15 protein-coding genes and 1 tRNA gene are annotated in these 15,054 nt (G+C 70.8%); 12 read left to right on the top strand and 4 right to left on the bottom strand.

Annotated features, from left to right (window positions below; all coding sequences use genetic code 11):
* The first annotated feature begins 5 nt into the window (after nt 1-5).
* Nucleotides 6-383 carry a cold-shock protein gene (locus KK087_RS08230; protein WP_017888041.1) on the top strand — a complete coding sequence of 126 codons (378 nt, stop codon included), beginning with the start codon at nt 6-8 and terminating at the stop codon, nt 381-383.
* A gap of 4 nt (nt 384-387) precedes the next feature.
* Nucleotides 388-1,155, top strand: a complete 768-nt coding sequence (locus tag KK087_RS08225; protein WP_214564804.1) for a DUF3027 domain-containing protein — start codon at nt 388-390, stop codon at nt 1,153-1,155.
* 91 nt (nt 1,156-1,246) lie between these two features.
* Here KK087_RS08225 and serC read toward each other — a convergent pair whose 3' ends face one another.
* Nucleotides 1,247-2,362: a phosphoserine transaminase gene (serC, locus tag KK087_RS08220; RefSeq protein WP_214564803.1), complete on the bottom strand. Its 1,116-nt coding sequence runs from the start codon at nt 2,360-2,362 to the stop codon at nt 1,247-1,249.
* A gap of 184 nt (nt 2,363-2,546) precedes the next feature.
* Here serC and KK087_RS08215 point away from each other — a divergent pair, with 184 nt between their 5' ends.
* From KK087_RS08215 to KK087_RS08180, 8 genes are all read left to right on the top strand, one after another.
* The gene (locus KK087_RS08215) at nt 2,547-3,242 is read left to right on the top strand and encodes an iron-dependent transcriptional repressor DtxR (RefSeq protein ID WP_214528724.1); all 696 of its coding nucleotides are present in this window, start codon (nt 2,547-2,549) and stop codon (nt 3,240-3,242) included.
* Between the two features lie 242 nt (nt 3,243-3,484).
* On the top strand, nt 3,485-4,456 hold the full coding sequence (locus KK087_RS08210) for a C40 family peptidase (protein ID WP_214564802.1): 972 nt from the start codon (nt 3,485-3,487) through the stop codon (nt 4,454-4,456).
* 353 nt (nt 4,457-4,809) lie between these two features.
* Nucleotides 4,810-5,304: an HNH endonuclease gene (locus KK087_RS08205; protein ID WP_027466591.1), complete on the top strand. Its 495-nt coding sequence runs from the start codon at nt 4,810-4,812 to the stop codon at nt 5,302-5,304.
* 150 nt (nt 5,305-5,454) lie between these two features.
* Nucleotides 5,455-6,558 (top strand): epoxide hydrolase family protein, encoded by a 1,104-nt coding sequence (locus tag KK087_RS08200; RefSeq protein WP_214564801.1) that lies wholly within the window; start codon nt 5,455-5,457, stop codon nt 6,556-6,558.
* Nucleotides 6,559-6,571: 13 nt separating this feature from the next.
* Nucleotides 6,572-6,646: transfer RNA gene (locus tag KK087_RS08195), tRNA-Arg, on the top strand.
* 189 nt (nt 6,647-6,835) lie between these two features.
* Nucleotides 6,836-8,278: an argininosuccinate synthase gene (argG, locus tag KK087_RS08190; RefSeq protein ID WP_214564800.1), complete on the top strand. Its 1,443-nt coding sequence runs from the start codon at nt 6,836-6,838 to the stop codon at nt 8,276-8,278.
* A gap of 266 nt (nt 8,279-8,544) precedes the next feature.
* Nucleotides 8,545-8,712: a hypothetical protein gene (locus KK087_RS08185; RefSeq protein WP_214564799.1), complete on the top strand. Its 168-nt coding sequence runs from the start codon at nt 8,545-8,547 to the stop codon at nt 8,710-8,712.
* Nucleotides 8,713-8,753: 41 nt separating this feature from the next.
* A complete protein-coding gene (locus tag KK087_RS08180) occupies nt 8,754-9,353 on the top strand; it encodes a copper resistance CopC family protein (RefSeq protein ID WP_214564798.1) in 600 nt (199 codons plus the stop codon).
* A gap of 192 nt (nt 9,354-9,545) precedes the next feature.
* Here KK087_RS08180 and KK087_RS08175 read toward each other — a convergent pair whose 3' ends face one another.
* Entirely contained in the window at nt 9,546-10,973 is a 1,428-nt protein-coding gene (locus KK087_RS08175; protein ID WP_214564797.1) for an MATE family efflux transporter, read from the bottom strand.
* Nucleotides 10,974-11,225: 252 nt separating this feature from the next.
* A complete protein-coding gene (locus KK087_RS08170; RefSeq protein ID WP_214564796.1) occupies nt 11,226-11,663 on the bottom strand; it encodes a MarR family winged helix-turn-helix transcriptional regulator in 438 nt (145 codons plus the stop codon).
* 451 nt (nt 11,664-12,114) lie between these two features.
* On the opposite strand from KK087_RS08170, the gene nadE reads away from it, so the two are divergent.
* A complete protein-coding gene (gene nadE, locus KK087_RS08165) occupies nt 12,115-12,942 on the top strand; it encodes an NAD(+) synthase (protein ID WP_111041248.1) in 828 nt (275 codons plus the stop codon).
* A 162-nt stretch (nt 12,943-13,104) separates the two neighbouring features.
* Nucleotides 13,105-14,565: an SPFH domain-containing protein gene (locus KK087_RS08160; RefSeq protein WP_214528717.1), complete on the top strand. Its 1,461-nt coding sequence runs from the start codon at nt 13,105-13,107 to the stop codon at nt 14,563-14,565.
* A gap of 34 nt (nt 14,566-14,599) precedes the next feature.
* On the opposite strand, the gene KK087_RS08155 is transcribed toward KK087_RS08160, so the two are convergent.
* Nucleotides 14,600-15,013 carry a hypothetical protein gene (locus tag KK087_RS08155; protein ID WP_214528716.1) on the bottom strand — a complete coding sequence of 138 codons (414 nt, stop codon included), beginning with the start codon at nt 15,011-15,013 and terminating at the stop codon, nt 14,600-14,602.
* Nucleotides 15,014-15,054 lie beyond the last annotated feature (41 nt).

Here is a 15,054-nt window from a genome sequence, read left to right as displayed (position 1 = left end):
CACGCATGCCCACCGGCAAGGTCAAGTTCTACGACGACGACAAGGGCTTCGGCTTCATCACCGGAGACGACGGCGACCAGGTGTTCCTGCACGCGTCCTCGCTGCCCGACGGCGTCGTGACCGTCAAGGCCGGCACGCGGCTCGAGTACGGCGTCGTCCAGGGGAAGAAGGGGTCGCAGGCGTTGTCCGTGCGGCTGCTCGAACCCCAGCCGTCGCTGTCCCGGATGACCCGTCGCTCCGCGGACGACATGGCCGTGATCGTCGAGGACCTGGTGAAGGAACTCGACCGGATCAGCGGAGACCTCCGCCACGGCCGCTACCCGAAGAACGGCGATCGCATCGCCGCCATCCTGCGGCACGTCGCAGACCAGTTGGAGGCGTGACCCCATGACCGAGTCCGAGACAGCAGGGGCCGACGCCCTTCCCGACTACACCGACCTGGCGCGCGAGGCGTTGCTCGAGGTCACCCCCGAGTCGACGGTCGGTGCCCCCGTCGGCACCGTGGACGAAGGGGACGGCGTCGTGTCCGTCCTGTTCGCCAACCGGCTGCCCGGCTACCCCGGGTGGCGCTGGACCGTCAGCGTCGCCAAGATCGGCGACGACGAGCCGACCGTGCTCGAGGTCGAGCTGATGCCCGGCGACGGCTCGCTCGTCGCGCCCGAGTGGGTGCCCTGGTCCGAGCGTCTGGCGGAGTACCGGGCGGCGCAGGAGCACGAGTCCGAGGACGAGGACGAGGACGAGGACGACTCCGACGAGGACGACTCGGACGACGATGACTTCGACGACGACTCGGATGACGAGGACGACTCCGACGAGGACGACTCGGATGACGAGGACGACGACTACGACGACTCGGATGACGACGAGGACGACGACGAGTCCGACGACGACGATGATGACGACTTCGATGCCGACGAGGACGACCTCGACGAGTCGGACGACGACGACATCGAGGGCGTGGACGTCGACGCACTCGCCGACGTGAGCGACACCGCCGACGCCGCAGCTGCCGACGACGCCCCCGAGGACGAGGCCCCGCAGCCGCCCCGTGGCCGTCGTCGTGCCCGCCGCGTGCAGCCGTTCGAGCCCGACGCCGATCTCGAGGTCGACCGGCTCGACGCCGGCGAGGCCGACCCGGGCTTCCACCGCGCCTGACCCACCCGGACCGACGAACGGGCCCGGCACCACCGATGCGGTGGTGCCGGGCCCGTCCTCGTTCCGGGCGCGGGTCAGCGCTGGGAGAACGTCAGCGCAGGGCGTCGACCGTGAAGTCGATCGCGCGCACGAGCTTCGCGACGTCGTCCGGGTCGATGGCGGTGAACGTGGCGACGCGCAGCTGGTTGCGTCCGAGCTTCCGGTACGGCTCGGTGTCGACGATGCCGTTGGCGCGCAGGGTCGCGGCCACGACCTTGGCGTCGATGGAGTCGTCGAGGTCGATCGTGGCGACGACCTGCGACCGGGCTGCGGGGTCGGTGACGAACGGGGTGGCGTAGTCGCTCGCCTCGGCCCAGTCGTAGATGGTCGACGACGACGTCTTGGTGCGGAGGTCCGCCCACGCCAGGCCACCGGACTCGTTCATCCACCGCACCTGCTCGTCGAGCAGCAGCAGCGTGGAGATCGCCGGGGTGTTCAGCGTCTGGTCCAGGCGCGAGTTGTCGACGGCGTTCTTGAGCGACAGGAACTCCGGGATGTACCGGCCGGAGGCGGCGATCCGCTCGATCCGCTCGATCGCGGCGGGGGAGAGCAGCGCGAGCCACAGGCCGCCGTCCGAGGCGAAGTTCTTCTGCGGGGCGAAGTAGTAGACGTCCGTGGCGCTGACGTCGAACAGGGCGCCACCGGCGGCACTGGTCGCGTCGACGACCGTGAGGGCGCCGGCGTCACCGGCCGCGCGGACGACGGGGGCCATGACACCCGTCGAGGTCTCGTTGTGCGGGTAGGCGTAGACGTCCACGCCCTCCACCGGCTCGAGTGCGGCGAGGGAGCCACCCGGTGCCTCGACGACGTGCGGTGCCTCGAGCCACGGGGCCGCTGCGGCCTTGGCGAACTTCGACCCGAACTCGCCGAACGACAGGTTCTCGGCACGGCGCTCGATGAGGCCGAACGCGGCGGCGTCCCAGAACGCGGTCGAGCCGCCGTTGCCGAGGACGACCTCGTAGCCCTCGGGGACCTGGAACAGGTCGGCGAGACCGGAGCGGACGCTGCCGACCAGGTCCTTCACGGGCTTCTGGCGGTGCGAGGTGCCGAGGATCGTGGCGCCGCGCGTCACGAGGGACTCGAGCTGTGCGCCGCGGATCTTCGACGGGCCGCAGCCGAAGCGACCGTCGGTGGGGAGGAGTTCGGCCGGGATGACGATGTCTGCCATGCACCGATCCTAACGACGACGATCCGACCGCTCCCGCCCGTGTACCGGCCGGACGGGGAGGGTCAGGCGCACCCGTCCACCGCGTCCGATGACCCTTTCTCACGTGCACCCGGGCGCCGGTCGGTGATCGTCGGTGCGAACAAGTAGTGTGGTCGGCGCTGGGCCCAGACATGAGAGGCGGACCGTGACCGATCTCGTCGACACCACGGAGATGTACCTTCGCACCATCCTCGACCTGGAGGAAGAGGCGATCGTGCCGCTGCGCGCGCGCATCTCCGAGCGCCTCGGACACTCGGGCCCGACGGTCTCGCAGACCATCGCCCGGATGGAGCGCGACGGCCTGGTCGTCGTCTCGGGTGACCGGCACCTGGAGCTCACCGACGAGGGCCGTTCCCGCGCCACCCACGTGATGCGCAAGCACCGTCTGGCCGAGCGTCTGCTCGCCGACGTCATCGGGCTCGACTGGGCCTTCGTGCACGACGAGGCCTGCCGCTGGGAACACGTCATGAGCGAGCAGGTCGAGGTCCGGCTGCTCGAGATGCTCGGCAACCCCACCGAGTCGCCCTACGGCAACCCGATCCCCGGTCTGCCCGAGATCGGCGGCCCCGCGGCTGCCGGGTTCCTCGACGGGGTCCAGAACATCGTCGCCGCGACCGAGGGCACCGACGCCGTCGCGACCGGGGTCATCCGACGCCTCGGCGAACCCGTGCAGTTCGAGCCCGAACTCCTGCACCAGCTCCGCACCGCCGGTGTCATGCCCGGCCGGGTGGCGAGCGTGCAGCGCGCCGGCGCCTACGTCGCGGTCCGTGTCGACGGCGAAGAGTCCGGCATCGAGCTGCCCATCGAGGTCGCGCAGCACGTCTACATCGAGCGAGACTGACCGCTCCCGGCACTCCCTGAGAGTGTTTACCGTTTCGTTACCTGCGGGGCGTTTTGTCTCGACTCGGTAACGACGCCTCCGTACACTCGTCCGAGTCCCCGCGCTGCCCCTGAGCCGGAGACCCGTGGCAGGACGTCTCGAACCCGTCTCCTGCCTCGATCGGAAACGATGACGAACGGATGGGGTTGCACGACGCCGGACACCCACGGCGGCGTGATGACGAGACGCCGGAGACCCACCTCTTGACGCAGACCGGTACCGCCGCGGACGACCAGACGCCCGTGAACCCGACGAACACCGAGAACGCCACCACCAGCCCGCTCACCCGGCGGGCCGTGCGCGAGGCCGAGGGCCGACCGGTCCGCAAGGTCGTGCCGGTGCGCTCCGCCCCGCTGCCCGGCGGCCGTCGTGCCGCGCAGGCCGCGACCGCCGCGAGCGTCGCCAAGGCGAGCGCGACGTCACGGAAGCGCAGGTTCCTCGCGCCGGTCGTCCTCACCGTGGCCGCCGGCATGTTCGGTACGGTCGCGGTCGCCCCGGCCTTCGCCGCGACGACCTCCAGCAACTCGACCGCCGTCGCCGACGCCCAGCGTCAGGCCCGTGCCACGCAGAGCCAGGAACTGTCGGTCTCGGACGCCGTGGCTCTGGCCGACACGAGCCGCGACGGCTTCGGCGCGACCTCCACCGCGACGCTCGACGCCGAGAAGGCCGCGAAGCAAGCCGCCGCCGACCAGGCCGCCGCAGCGAAGGAAGCCGCCGAGCAGGCCGAGCAGACCCAGACCGCCCGCGCCGCGACCGCGAAGCAGTACTCCTCGTACACCGGGCCCACCGCTGCCGAGTACGCGGCCAGTTCCTCCGCCGCCGACACCCCGTTCTCGCTGCCGGCCGTGGCCGCCACGGGCAAGCAGTACATCGGCACCCCGTACGTCTTCGGTGGCGCGGACCCGTCGGGCTTCGACTGCTCGGGCTTCATCATGTTCGTGTACGCCCAGTACGGCATCGACCTCGCGCACTCGGTGCCGCTGCAGGACCAGGCCGGCACCACGATCCCCGAGTCCGAGGCGCAGCCCGGAGACGTCGTCATCTTCAACAACGAGGCGCACGACGGCTTCTACATGGGGAACGGCATGATCATGGACGCCCCGAAGCCCGGCGGCACCGTGCAGATCCGTCCGATCTGGACGAGCGACTACCACATCGTCCGCTTCGGCATCTAGCGAACACTGCCCACGGGGGAGTGTGAACTTCTCCACAACCGGCCCGCACACCCTCGTGCCGGGCCGGTTTCTGGGTTAACCTGACGCTGCACCGGTCCGCACCGGCGCGAACAGGAGACCCTCATGTCGATGTTCCGCACGACCCGCACCATGGGTCGGCGCGCGCGCGTCGACATATGGTCGAGCACAGCCTGCGTGCACCAGCACGCCCCTGCATGACGAGAGCACTGCCCATCCGGGTGGTGCTCTTCGTGGTTCCAGGGGTGTGAACAGGTCGTCCTCACCCGTTCGCGTCGTCGGCCCGACGCACCCGCAGCGCCTGGAAGCCGTCCAGGCACGTCGGAAGGGAACCCATGCGCACTCTCGTCCTCAACGCCGGTTACGAGCCCCTCGCGGTGATCTCGTTCCGACGAGCCCTCGTGCTGGTCATGAACCAGAAGGCCGCCATCGTCGCCGCCGACGTCGAACACCCGGTCACCGGGTCGACGTCGAGCTACGACCGTCCGTCCGTCATCATCCTCACCCGCTACGTGCGCATCCCGCACTCCAGACTCGTGCCGGTGTCCCGTCGCGGTGTGCTGCGTCGGGACGGCAACCACTGTGCCTACTGCGGCCGGCACGCCACCACGATCGACCACGTGCAGCCGCGGTCGCGCGGTGGGCAGGACTCGTGGGAGAACCTCGTCGCCTGCTGCCTGGCCTGCAACAACACCAAGGGTGACCGCACCCCGCAGGAGATGGGGTGGCGCCTCCGGTTCCCGCCGAAGGTGCCGCACGGGTCCTCGTGGGTCGTGCGCGGCATCGAGCGCCCCCAGGCGGAGTGGGACGAGTACCTCGTGGCCGCGTAGCGGCCGCCGCCGCGTTCGTGAGCAGCAATGGTCGGCTCGACCAGGCGGACCCGACCGTTGCTGCACACCATGTGACGGACTGGAGGCCCGTGGTGACGCCGCCACGGGCCTCCAGTCCGCCTGTCGGTGGCGCTGACTAGCGTCGCCGACATGGGCGAGACACCGCACATCGACGACGCGACCATCGACGACCTGCGCGCTCGGCTGCGCGCCACGCGCTGGCCGGACGCGCCCGCCGGGGTCGCCTGGTCGCTCGGCGTGGACCTCGACGTCCTGCGCCCGCTCGTCGAGTACTGGGCCGGCGGGTTCGACTTCGACGCGCACCGTGCCGAGCTCGCCGCGCTGCCCTCGCGCCGTGTCGTCGTGGACGGGATCGGCATCCACGTGCTGCACGCCCGCGCTCCGCGGCCCGACGCCCTGCCGGTCCTGCTCGCGCACGGCTGGCCGGACTCCGGGTGGCGGTACCGCAAGGTGCTGCCGATGCTCGTCGACGCCGGGTACGACGTCATCGTGCCGGACATGCCCGGGTACGGCTTCTCGGATGCGCCGCCGCAGGTGCTCGACGCCCGGCAGGTGGCCGGCATGTGGGCGACGCTCATGACGGACCTCGGGTACGAGCGGTTCGCGGTATCCGGCGGCGACATCGGCACGCACGTCGCCCGGTACCTGGCACTCGACCACCCCGACCGGGTCGTCGCCGTGCACCGCATCGACGGCGGGCTCGCCTGGCCGGGGCTCGATGCGTCGACGCTGTCCGCCGCCGAGCGGGAGTTCGTCGCCGCGACCGATCGGTGGCGCACCGCCGAGGGTGCCTACGCGATGCTGCACCGGACGAAGCCGCAGACCGCCGCCGTCGGGCTGAACGACTCACCCGCGGGTCTCGCTGCCTGGATCGTCGAGAAGCTCCGGGCGTGGAGCGACTGCGGCGGGGACCTGTGGTCGGTCTACACGCGCGACGAGGTCCTGGCGCTGCTCACCGAGTACTGGGTCACCGCCACGATCGGCTCGGCGGTGCGGATGTACCACGCGAACGCGGCGATCCCGGCGGAGCAGCTGGAACGACGGGTCGAGGTGCCGTCCGGGTTCTCGATCTTCCCCGGCGACATCGTGCGGGTGCCGCGCGAGTGGCTCGAGCGCACCACGAACCTCGTGTTCCACCACGAACTCGACCGCGGTGGGCACTTCGCGCCGTTCGAGCAGCCCGACCTGTTCGTCGACGAACTGCACGCGTTCCTGCAGGGCTTCCGCCGCTAGAGTGGACGGGCCAGCCTCTGTAGCTCAATGGAAGAGCAGTTCCGTCCTAAGGAAACGGTTGGGGGTTCGAGTCCCTCCAGGGGCACCAGCAGGTCGAAGGGGTTCGAGTCCCTGCGGTGCTGTCCAGGGGCACCAGCAGGTCGAAGGGGTTCGAGTCCCTGCGGTGCTGTCCAGGGGCACCAGCACGTGACCGGAAGGCCGCACTCCGGCGGTGCAGTTCTCCACAACCGTCGCCCTGGACGGTAGCCCGGCCCGCTGGCCCCGTACGATTGACCCCGTGTCCAAGGTCCTGAGCAGTCTCCCCGTCGGCGAACGAGTCGGCATCGCGTTCTCAGGGGGTCTCGACACCTCCTGCGCCGTTGCCTGGATGCGCGAGAAGGGAGCGATCCCCTGCACCTACACGGCCGACATCGGCCAGTACGACGAGCCGGACATCGACGCCGTCCCGAGCCGCGCCCACGAGTACGGCGCCGAGATCGCCCGACTGGTCGACGCGAAGAGCGCCCTGGTCGAAGAAGGCCTGGTCGCCCTGCAGACCGGCGCGTTCCACATCCGCTCCGGTGGCAAGACGTACTTCAACACGACGCCGCTCGGCCGCGCGGTGACGGGCACGATGCTCGTCCGCGCGATGAAGGAAGACGGCGTCGACATCTGGGGCGACGGCTCCACCTACAAGGGCAACGACATCGAGCGGTTCTACCGCTACGGCCTGATGGCCAACCCGCGTCTGCGCGTCTACAAGCCCTGGCTCGACTCCGAGTTCGTCGAGGAGCTCGGCGGCCGCAAGGAGATGAGCGAGTGGCTCGTCGCCCGCGGGTTCCCGTACCGAGACTCCACCGAGAAGGCGTACTCGACCGACGCGAACATCTGGGGCGCGACGCACGAGGCGAAGAGCCTCGAAGAGCTGTCGAGCGGCCTGGACATCGTCGAGCCGATCATGGGCGTCGCCGCGTGGCGTGACGAAGTCGAGGTCGCGACGGAGATCGTCAGTGTCCGGTTCGAAGCCGGTCGCCCCGTCGCGATCAACGGCGTCGAGTACACCGACGCGGTCGCCCTGGTCTACGAGGCGAACGCCATCGGTGGCCGCCACGGCCTGGGTGCGTCCGACCAGATCGAGAACCGCATCATCGAAGCGAAGAGCCGTGGCATCTACGAGGCTCCGGGCATGGCGCTGCTGCACATCGCCTACGAGCGCCTGCTCAACGCGATCCACAACGAGGACACGGTCGCCTCGTACCACAACGAAGGCCGTCGTCTCGGTCGCCTGATGTACGAGGGCCGCTGGCTCGACCCGCAGTCCCTCATGCTCCGCGAGTCGCTGCAGCGCTGGGTCGCCTCCGCCGTCACCGGCGAGGTCACGCTGCGCCTGCGTCGGGGTGACGACTACACGATCCTCGACACCACGGGCCCCGCGCTGTCGTACCACCCGGACAAGCTGTCGATGGAGCGCGTCGGCGACGCCGCCTTCGGCCCGGACGACCGCATCGGCCAGCTCACCATGCGCAACCTCGACATCGCGGACTCCCGTTCGCGGCTCGAGCAGTACGCCGCCGCCGGCCTCATCGGTGGCGCGACGGCCGAGCTCGTCGGGGAGCTCGAGGCGGGCGAGGCCGAGGAGATCCTCGGTGGCGCGATCGTCGCCTCCGACGCCGAGGACGCGATGGGTCGCCGCACCGACCTCGCGTCCGAGGGCGCGGCCTTCGACTCCGGCACCGACTGATCGAGCGGACCCGCGCCCTGGGCGCGACGCCCTGATGACGGGAGGCCCGGTGCCAGCTGGCACCGGGCCTCCCGTCCGTCACGGGCTGGTCGGCCGAGAAGCGCACTGCGTTCGACGCAACGCGCCCCACCACCTAGCGTGGAGGTACCGGGTCAGACATCAGGGACTCGTCGTCACGATGCTCCTCACGATCTGTGGGGTCTGGCACAGCGGGTCGACCCGGACGGATCCGAGATGCGCATCATCTCGATGAAGGGCTGGTCGTCATGACCGCCACCACGCAGAACGCCTGGCACCGCCACGGCCTCCGTTCGCCCGAGGACCTCGCCGCCCTCGTCGCCGAACGCCTCGAAGGTACCGGCCACCAGCTCGTCAGTGTCAGCGAAGCGCGCTACGAGCCGACGTACGCGGACTTCCTCGGCGAGCAGCTCTGACCCCCAGCGGGCTGCCGCTCGACCGTCGGTAGAGTCGGCGCATGCGCACAGCCCGAACCACGGCGGCGGCACTGGCGATCGTCGCGGCGGGACTGCTGACGCTCGTCGGTGTCCAACCCGCGTCGGCCCACTCGGCCCTGACCAGCAGTACCCCGGCTGACGGGGCGGTCGTCACCGAACCGCTCGAGTCCGTCGACCTGACCTTCTCCGAGGCGCCGCTCGCCGGCCTCGACGCCGGCCTCCGCATCCAGGTCACGGATGCGTCCGGCACCGATGTCGCCACCGGCGACGTGTCCGTGTCGGGGACGACCATGAGTCGCGCGGTCGACCTCGACCGGGGGAACTACACCGTGCTCTGGCGCTACGTGTCGCCGGACGGGCACCCGATCGAGGGCACGCTCGCGTTCGAGTACCGGGCAGCTGCTGCGTCGCCGACCGCGACGGTCACACCGAGGCCGACTCCGACAGCGAGCGCCCTGCCCACGCCGAGTGCCACCGCGACGGCCACCGGGGCTTCGGATGGTGCACCGTCCTCGTCGCCGGGCATCGCGCCGGGCGTGTGGATCGGCCTCGGCGCCGGAGCCATCCTGGTGGCCGGCGCGGTCGTCGTGCTGCTCCTGCGGCGCAGCCGCGGCGCGTAGGGCGTAGCGCGCACTTCGTGAGCAGAAATGGTCGGGTCGCACGCGCACACCCGACCATTCCTGCTCACGAAGCGCACGCACGCGGCGAACGCGGCGCTCGGAACGCGACCACCAACGGACGGGAGGGCCGGTGCCCGACCGGCACCGGGCCTCCCGTCCGCACGCGGTGCGTGACGCCGGGGGCGACGCGCCTCACGCCACGGGGGCGGCCTCCAGCGCGGCGTCCGCGCGTGCCGCGCTCCCCTCGGCCAGGCCCCGGGCGATGCGGCCCCGCGTCGCCAGCCAGAGGACGACGGCGGCGACGAACACGATGCCCTCGGTGACGGTGAGCGCCCAGATGATCCCGGCGAGCCCGAACCACACGTTGCCGGCGATCACGATGGGGACGAACAGCACGCCCTGCGCCATCGACAGCACCATCGCGGGCATGACCATCCCGGTCGCCTGGAACAGCGAGGTGAGCAGCCCCGTGAACCCGTTGACGACGGCGGCGACGAGCTGTGCCGTCAGGATCGTCATCCCGATCGCGAGCACCGAGTGGTCACCGGAGAAGATCGTGAAGACCTGCTCGCGGAACACGAACACGGTGCCGGAGAAGACGAGCACGATGCCGCCGACGGTCAGGGCCGCGGCGCGCAGGCCGGAGCGCAGTCGAGCTGCGTCACCCGCTCCGAACGCGTAGGCCAGCAGCGGCAGCACGCCGATGGTCACGCCCATCACCAGGAACTCCGGCACCTGAGCGATGCGGACCGCGACGCCCATCGCCGCCAGCGGGTCGTCGCCGTAGGCGGCGGCGAGGTTGTTGAGGACGAGTGTCGTGACGATGAGGAACGCGGACTGCAGGAGTTCTCCGACACCGATGCCGAACACGGGCTTCAGGATGTCCGCACGCAGGGTGAACCACTTCGGCGCGAAGCTGACGTTCTCGCTGTTCCGCTGCAGCCACGCCACCCAGTAGGCGATCGAGACCACGTTGGCCAGGCCCACCGCGAGTGCGGCGCCGCCGACACCCCAGTGCAGCCCCAGGATGAACAGGACGTCGAACACCAGGTTGCCGACCGTGGAGAGGACCAGGCCGATCATCGCCTGGCGGGCGGCGCCCTCGGAGCGGACGATCTGTTCGAGCGCGAAGGACGCGGCGAGCACCGGGACGAACGCGAGCATCACGGCGACGTACTCGCTCGTGGCGGGGACCGCTGCGGCGTCGGCGCCGAGGACGGCGACGAGCGGGCGGAGCAGCAGGAGTCCGACGACGCCGAGCACGGCTCCGGTGACGACCGCACCCCACAGGGCGAACGAGGCGACGTGCTTGATGTCCCGAGCCTTGTCGGGATCGTGTTCCGATGCTCCGAGCAACCGGGACATCAACGCGCTGCCGCCGACGCCGAACACCCCGCCCACGGCCATCACGAGGCCGAGCAACGGCGTGCCGAAGGTGATCGCGGCGAGCAGGGACGTGTCGTGCTGGGCGCCGATGAAGCCCGCGTTGATGACGTTGTACAGGGCGCTGACGACCATCGCCGCCGCCATCGGCACACACAGGTGCACCAGGGCTCGGGCGATCGGGGCAGCGGAGAGGTACCAGCGGTTCGTCGCCGCAGCGGTGGTGGTGGAGGACATGACGGTTCCCTTCCGGGCATGGCGGTGGGCGCGCCGACGAACGCCGGCACGGCAGGGTGGAGCGCGCGTCGACGGGTGCCGGCGCGGCAGGGTGGAGCGCGCGTCGACGGGTGCCGGCGCGGCAGGGCGGAGCGCGCGACCGGTGGGGTCACGGGCGGCGTGACCGGGGAGGGTCGCGTGGGCGCGCCGGCGGATCCGACCGGGAGGCGCGTGGTGCGTGGAGCGGGTCGGTGCGGTGGTTCGGCGGTGCGGCTAGCGGGTCGGTGGCGCGAGTTCCGCGGTCACCTTGAGCAACAGTTGTCGCAGGGTGGTGCGCTCGTCCGCGTCGAGCGGTGCGAGCAGGGAGTCGTCGAGGGCGATCATGGCGTCGGTGAACCCGGCGATGAGGTCGATGCCTGCCTGGGTGGCGTGCACCGTCTTCGTCCGCCCGTTCGTGGCGTCCGGTCGTCGTTCGATCAGGCCGCGCCGCTCGAGCCCCTGCAGGAGACTCGAGACGCTGGCCGCGCTGGTCCGGGTGGCCTCGGCGACGTCCCGCTGGATGGCGCCGGGGTGTTCCTGCAGGTACCCGAGCACGAACGACTGCTCGTGGGTGAGGTCGCGCTCACGGACCCACTCCTCGGCGCCCTTGCGCTGTGCCCATCCGATCCACCGCATGAGCTGGAGCGGTGTCGTGAAGTCCGGTGCCTGCATGGTCAGGACTCTAACTGTTAGACATCGAACTGTCAACGATGCGTGCTTCGCGGCCCCACAACGGGGGCGTCACCGCGTGATCCGATCCTGGTAACTTGCACAGGAAGCGGCCCCACCAGCCGCGTTCCGGCCCGACTCTCGGGCCCTCACATCCCTCGGCTCACCACCGGGGGCGGATCAGCGGCGGGCCCCGTCGGAGGAAGAGGCATCGTGCAACACCACGGAGCACCCACCGCGATCCCGGCGCGACCACCCCGTCGCGCCTGACCAGGACGGGCGCCGGCGGGTACCGGCGTCCGCCCACCGGGTCCGCGACGCGTTCGGGTCGTCGCGGATCCCCGGGGCGGTGGTGATCGGGTCACCACCGCTCCGGGACCTCCGCCGGTCAGTTCGTCCGCCGGGTTCGGGACGGTTCCGGTCCACGGAGCCGGATCGGCGTGATACTGGGGTGGTGCGTGAACTCCAAGCCGCCATCGCAGCGGACCTCAACGTCCAGCCGACCATCGACCCGGAGCAGGAGGTCGCCCGTCGCGTCGGGTTCCTGCGCGACTACCTGCTGACGACCGGGGCGAAGGGGTACCTCCTCGCGATCAGCGGCGGGCAGGACTCCACCCTCGCCGGCCGCCTGACCCAGCTCGCGGTCGAGTCCCTCCGTGCCGAGGGACACCCCGCCGAGTTCACGACCGTCCGCATGCCCTACCGCGTGCAGGCCGACGAGGACGACGCCCAGCTGGCCCTGCAGTTCATCGCGGCCGACCCGGGCATCACCGTGAACATCGAACACGGGGTCGACGGGGTCATGGAGGACACGGCGGCGTCCGGCGTCGAGCTGAGCGACTTCGTGAAGGGCAACGTCAAGGCTCGCATGCGGATGGTCGCCCAGTACGCGGTCGCCGGGCAGCGCGGTCTGCTGGTGGTCGGCACGGACCACGCGGCCGAGGCCGTCACGGGCTTCTTCACCAAGTACGGCGACGGCGGCGTCGACCTCACTCCGCTCACCGGGCTCTCGAAGAGCCAGGGGCGGCAGCTGCTCGAGCACCTCGGAGCACCCGCCCGCCTGTACGAGAAGGCGCCGACGGCCGACCTGCTCGACGAGCTGCCCGGGCAGACCGACGAGGCGAACCTCGGGCTCACGTACGCCGAGATCGACGCCTACCTGCAGGGACACGACGTGCCGGTCGAGGTCGCCGAGGCGATCGAGTCGCGCTACCGCGCGACGGAGCACAAGCGCCAGGTTCCGGCGACCCCGTTCGACGACTGGTGGCGTGCGGGGGCGTAGGCGCTGACGCAACCCCGGCCTGGAGGCGCGGTGCAGGTGATCCTGCGCCGCGCCTCCTGTCTGTGGACAAGTCCGCTGCCGTCGGTGCGCGCTCCTAGGATGGGAGCCAACGGAACAACAGATGCGGAATCCAGGCTGGCGCCTGGTCCGTGAGGGGGAGTCATGGAAGTCCTGTTCGCGCTCGGAGCCGTCCCGCTGATCATCGTGGGGATCATCGTCCTCGCCGTGATCGCGCTGATCTACGCCAAGGTCGTGTACCGCAACGCCGGCGCCGACGAAGCGCTCATCATCACCGGCAAGCGCTCCCGCAAGGTCAAGAACGACGACGGCACCGAGACCGTCGAGTCCGGCATCAAGGTCGTGCTGGGCGCCGGCGTGCTCGTGCGCCCCTTCTTCGAGAAGGTCGCGAAGCTGTCGCTCAGCTCGCGGGCGATCGACATCAACGTCAACGCGCAGGACTCCCGCGGCGTCACCATCGATGTCGAGGCGGTCGCGCTCGTGAAGGTCGGCGAGACCGACGCCTCGATCCGGGCGGCCGCGCAGCGGTTCCTCGGGCAGGAGAAGAAGATCGACGACTTCGCGCGCGAGGTGCTGTCGGGTTCGCTCCGCGCCTCGATCGGTGCGACCGACGTGTCGACGATCATCCGCAAGCGCGACCAGCTCACCGTCGCGGTGCTCGACGTCGCCAAGGACGCCCTGCACAGCCAGGGTCTCGACGTCGACTCGTTCGAGATCAAGGGCATCTCGGACCGCAACGAGTACATCAGCGACCTCGGCCGTGCCGAACGTGCGCGTGTGCGACTCGAGGCCGAGAACGCCGAGGCCCAGGCCGACCGTGAAGCGCGAGAAGCTCGTGCGACCGCCGACCAGGCGATCGCCGAGGCCGAGAACACCCTGGCGATCCGTCGTGCGGCGCTGCAGCTCGACGCCGATCGCGCGTCGGCCGAGGCCGCCGCCGCCGGCCCGCTCGCCCAGGCCCGCGCGTCCCAGGGCGTCGTCGAGCAGGAGCAGATCACGGCGCAGAAGCGTGCCGAACTGCGTCGCGCCGAGCTCGAGTCCGAGGTCTCCGCCGTCGCCGAGGCGCAGGCGCGCAAGACCCGGGTCGAGGCCGAGGCCGCCGCTGGGGCCCAGGTCGAGACCGCACGCGCCCAGGCCGAAGCCCGTCGGATCTCCGCCGAGGCGATCGCTGCCGAGGCGAAGGCCGAGTCCGAGGCGCGCAAGCTCGCCGCCGACGCGTCACGCGCCGAGGGCGAGGCAGCTGCCGATGCGATCCGTGCGAAGGGTCAGGCCGAGGCCGACGCCACCAAGGCGCAGGCCGACGCACTGGCGCAGCACTCCGAGGCCGTCCTGCGGGTCAAGGCGATCGAGGCGCTGCCGAGCATCGCCCGCGAGCTCGCCGCGCCGATGAGCAACATCGACACGCTCACCGTGGTGTCCTCGGACGGCGCGGGTGCGCTGTCGAAGAGTGTCGTCAGTCAGTTCAGCGAGGTCGACGCGCTGCTCGGTGCCACCGCCGGGTTCACCCTGAGCGACATCGTGAAGAGCACGACGACCGGTCAGGCCGCCGCTCGTGCCGTCGTGCGCGAGCAGTCGGTGCCGGCCCAGGTCGAACCGGCCGAGTAGCCGACGGGACGCACGCAGCGGGCGTGGCGGGGGTTCAGCCCTCGTCGCGCCCGTTCTCGTTCCGCGGGTCGCGCTGCTGCGCACCGGCGTCCTCACGCTCCTGCGACCCGGCGTCTTCGCGCTCGTCGGCAAGTCGTTGCTGCCACAGGACGCTGCGCGCCGCGCCCTCGAGCACGTCGTCGACGCTGCGGCCGCTCTGGGCGGCGAGGGCACCGCTCAGTCCGGCGGTGAGCGTGCCACCGGCCGAAGCGAGTCGTTCGACGACCTCCTCCTGCCGCGGGGTCAGGGGCTCGTCGACCAGCTCGTCGATCGTGTCGCGGATGTTCTGCTCGCTCGCGTCCAGTGCCGCCTCGTCGCCGGACTGCAGGGCTGCTGCTTCTCCGACGACCACGAGACCGAGGCGCGCGGCGTCGTCTTCGGGACGCGGGGTGCGGTGCTCATCAGTCATGCGGTGGACCGTACGCTCCGGTGCGCTGCGCTCCCTGGACA

This window comes from Curtobacterium aurantiacum (assembly GCF_018598555.1).
Classification (GTDB): Bacteria; Actinomycetota; Actinomycetes; order Actinomycetales; family Microbacteriaceae; genus Curtobacterium; species Curtobacterium aurantiacum.
This window is presented reverse-complemented; position numbering and strand designations above follow the sequence as displayed.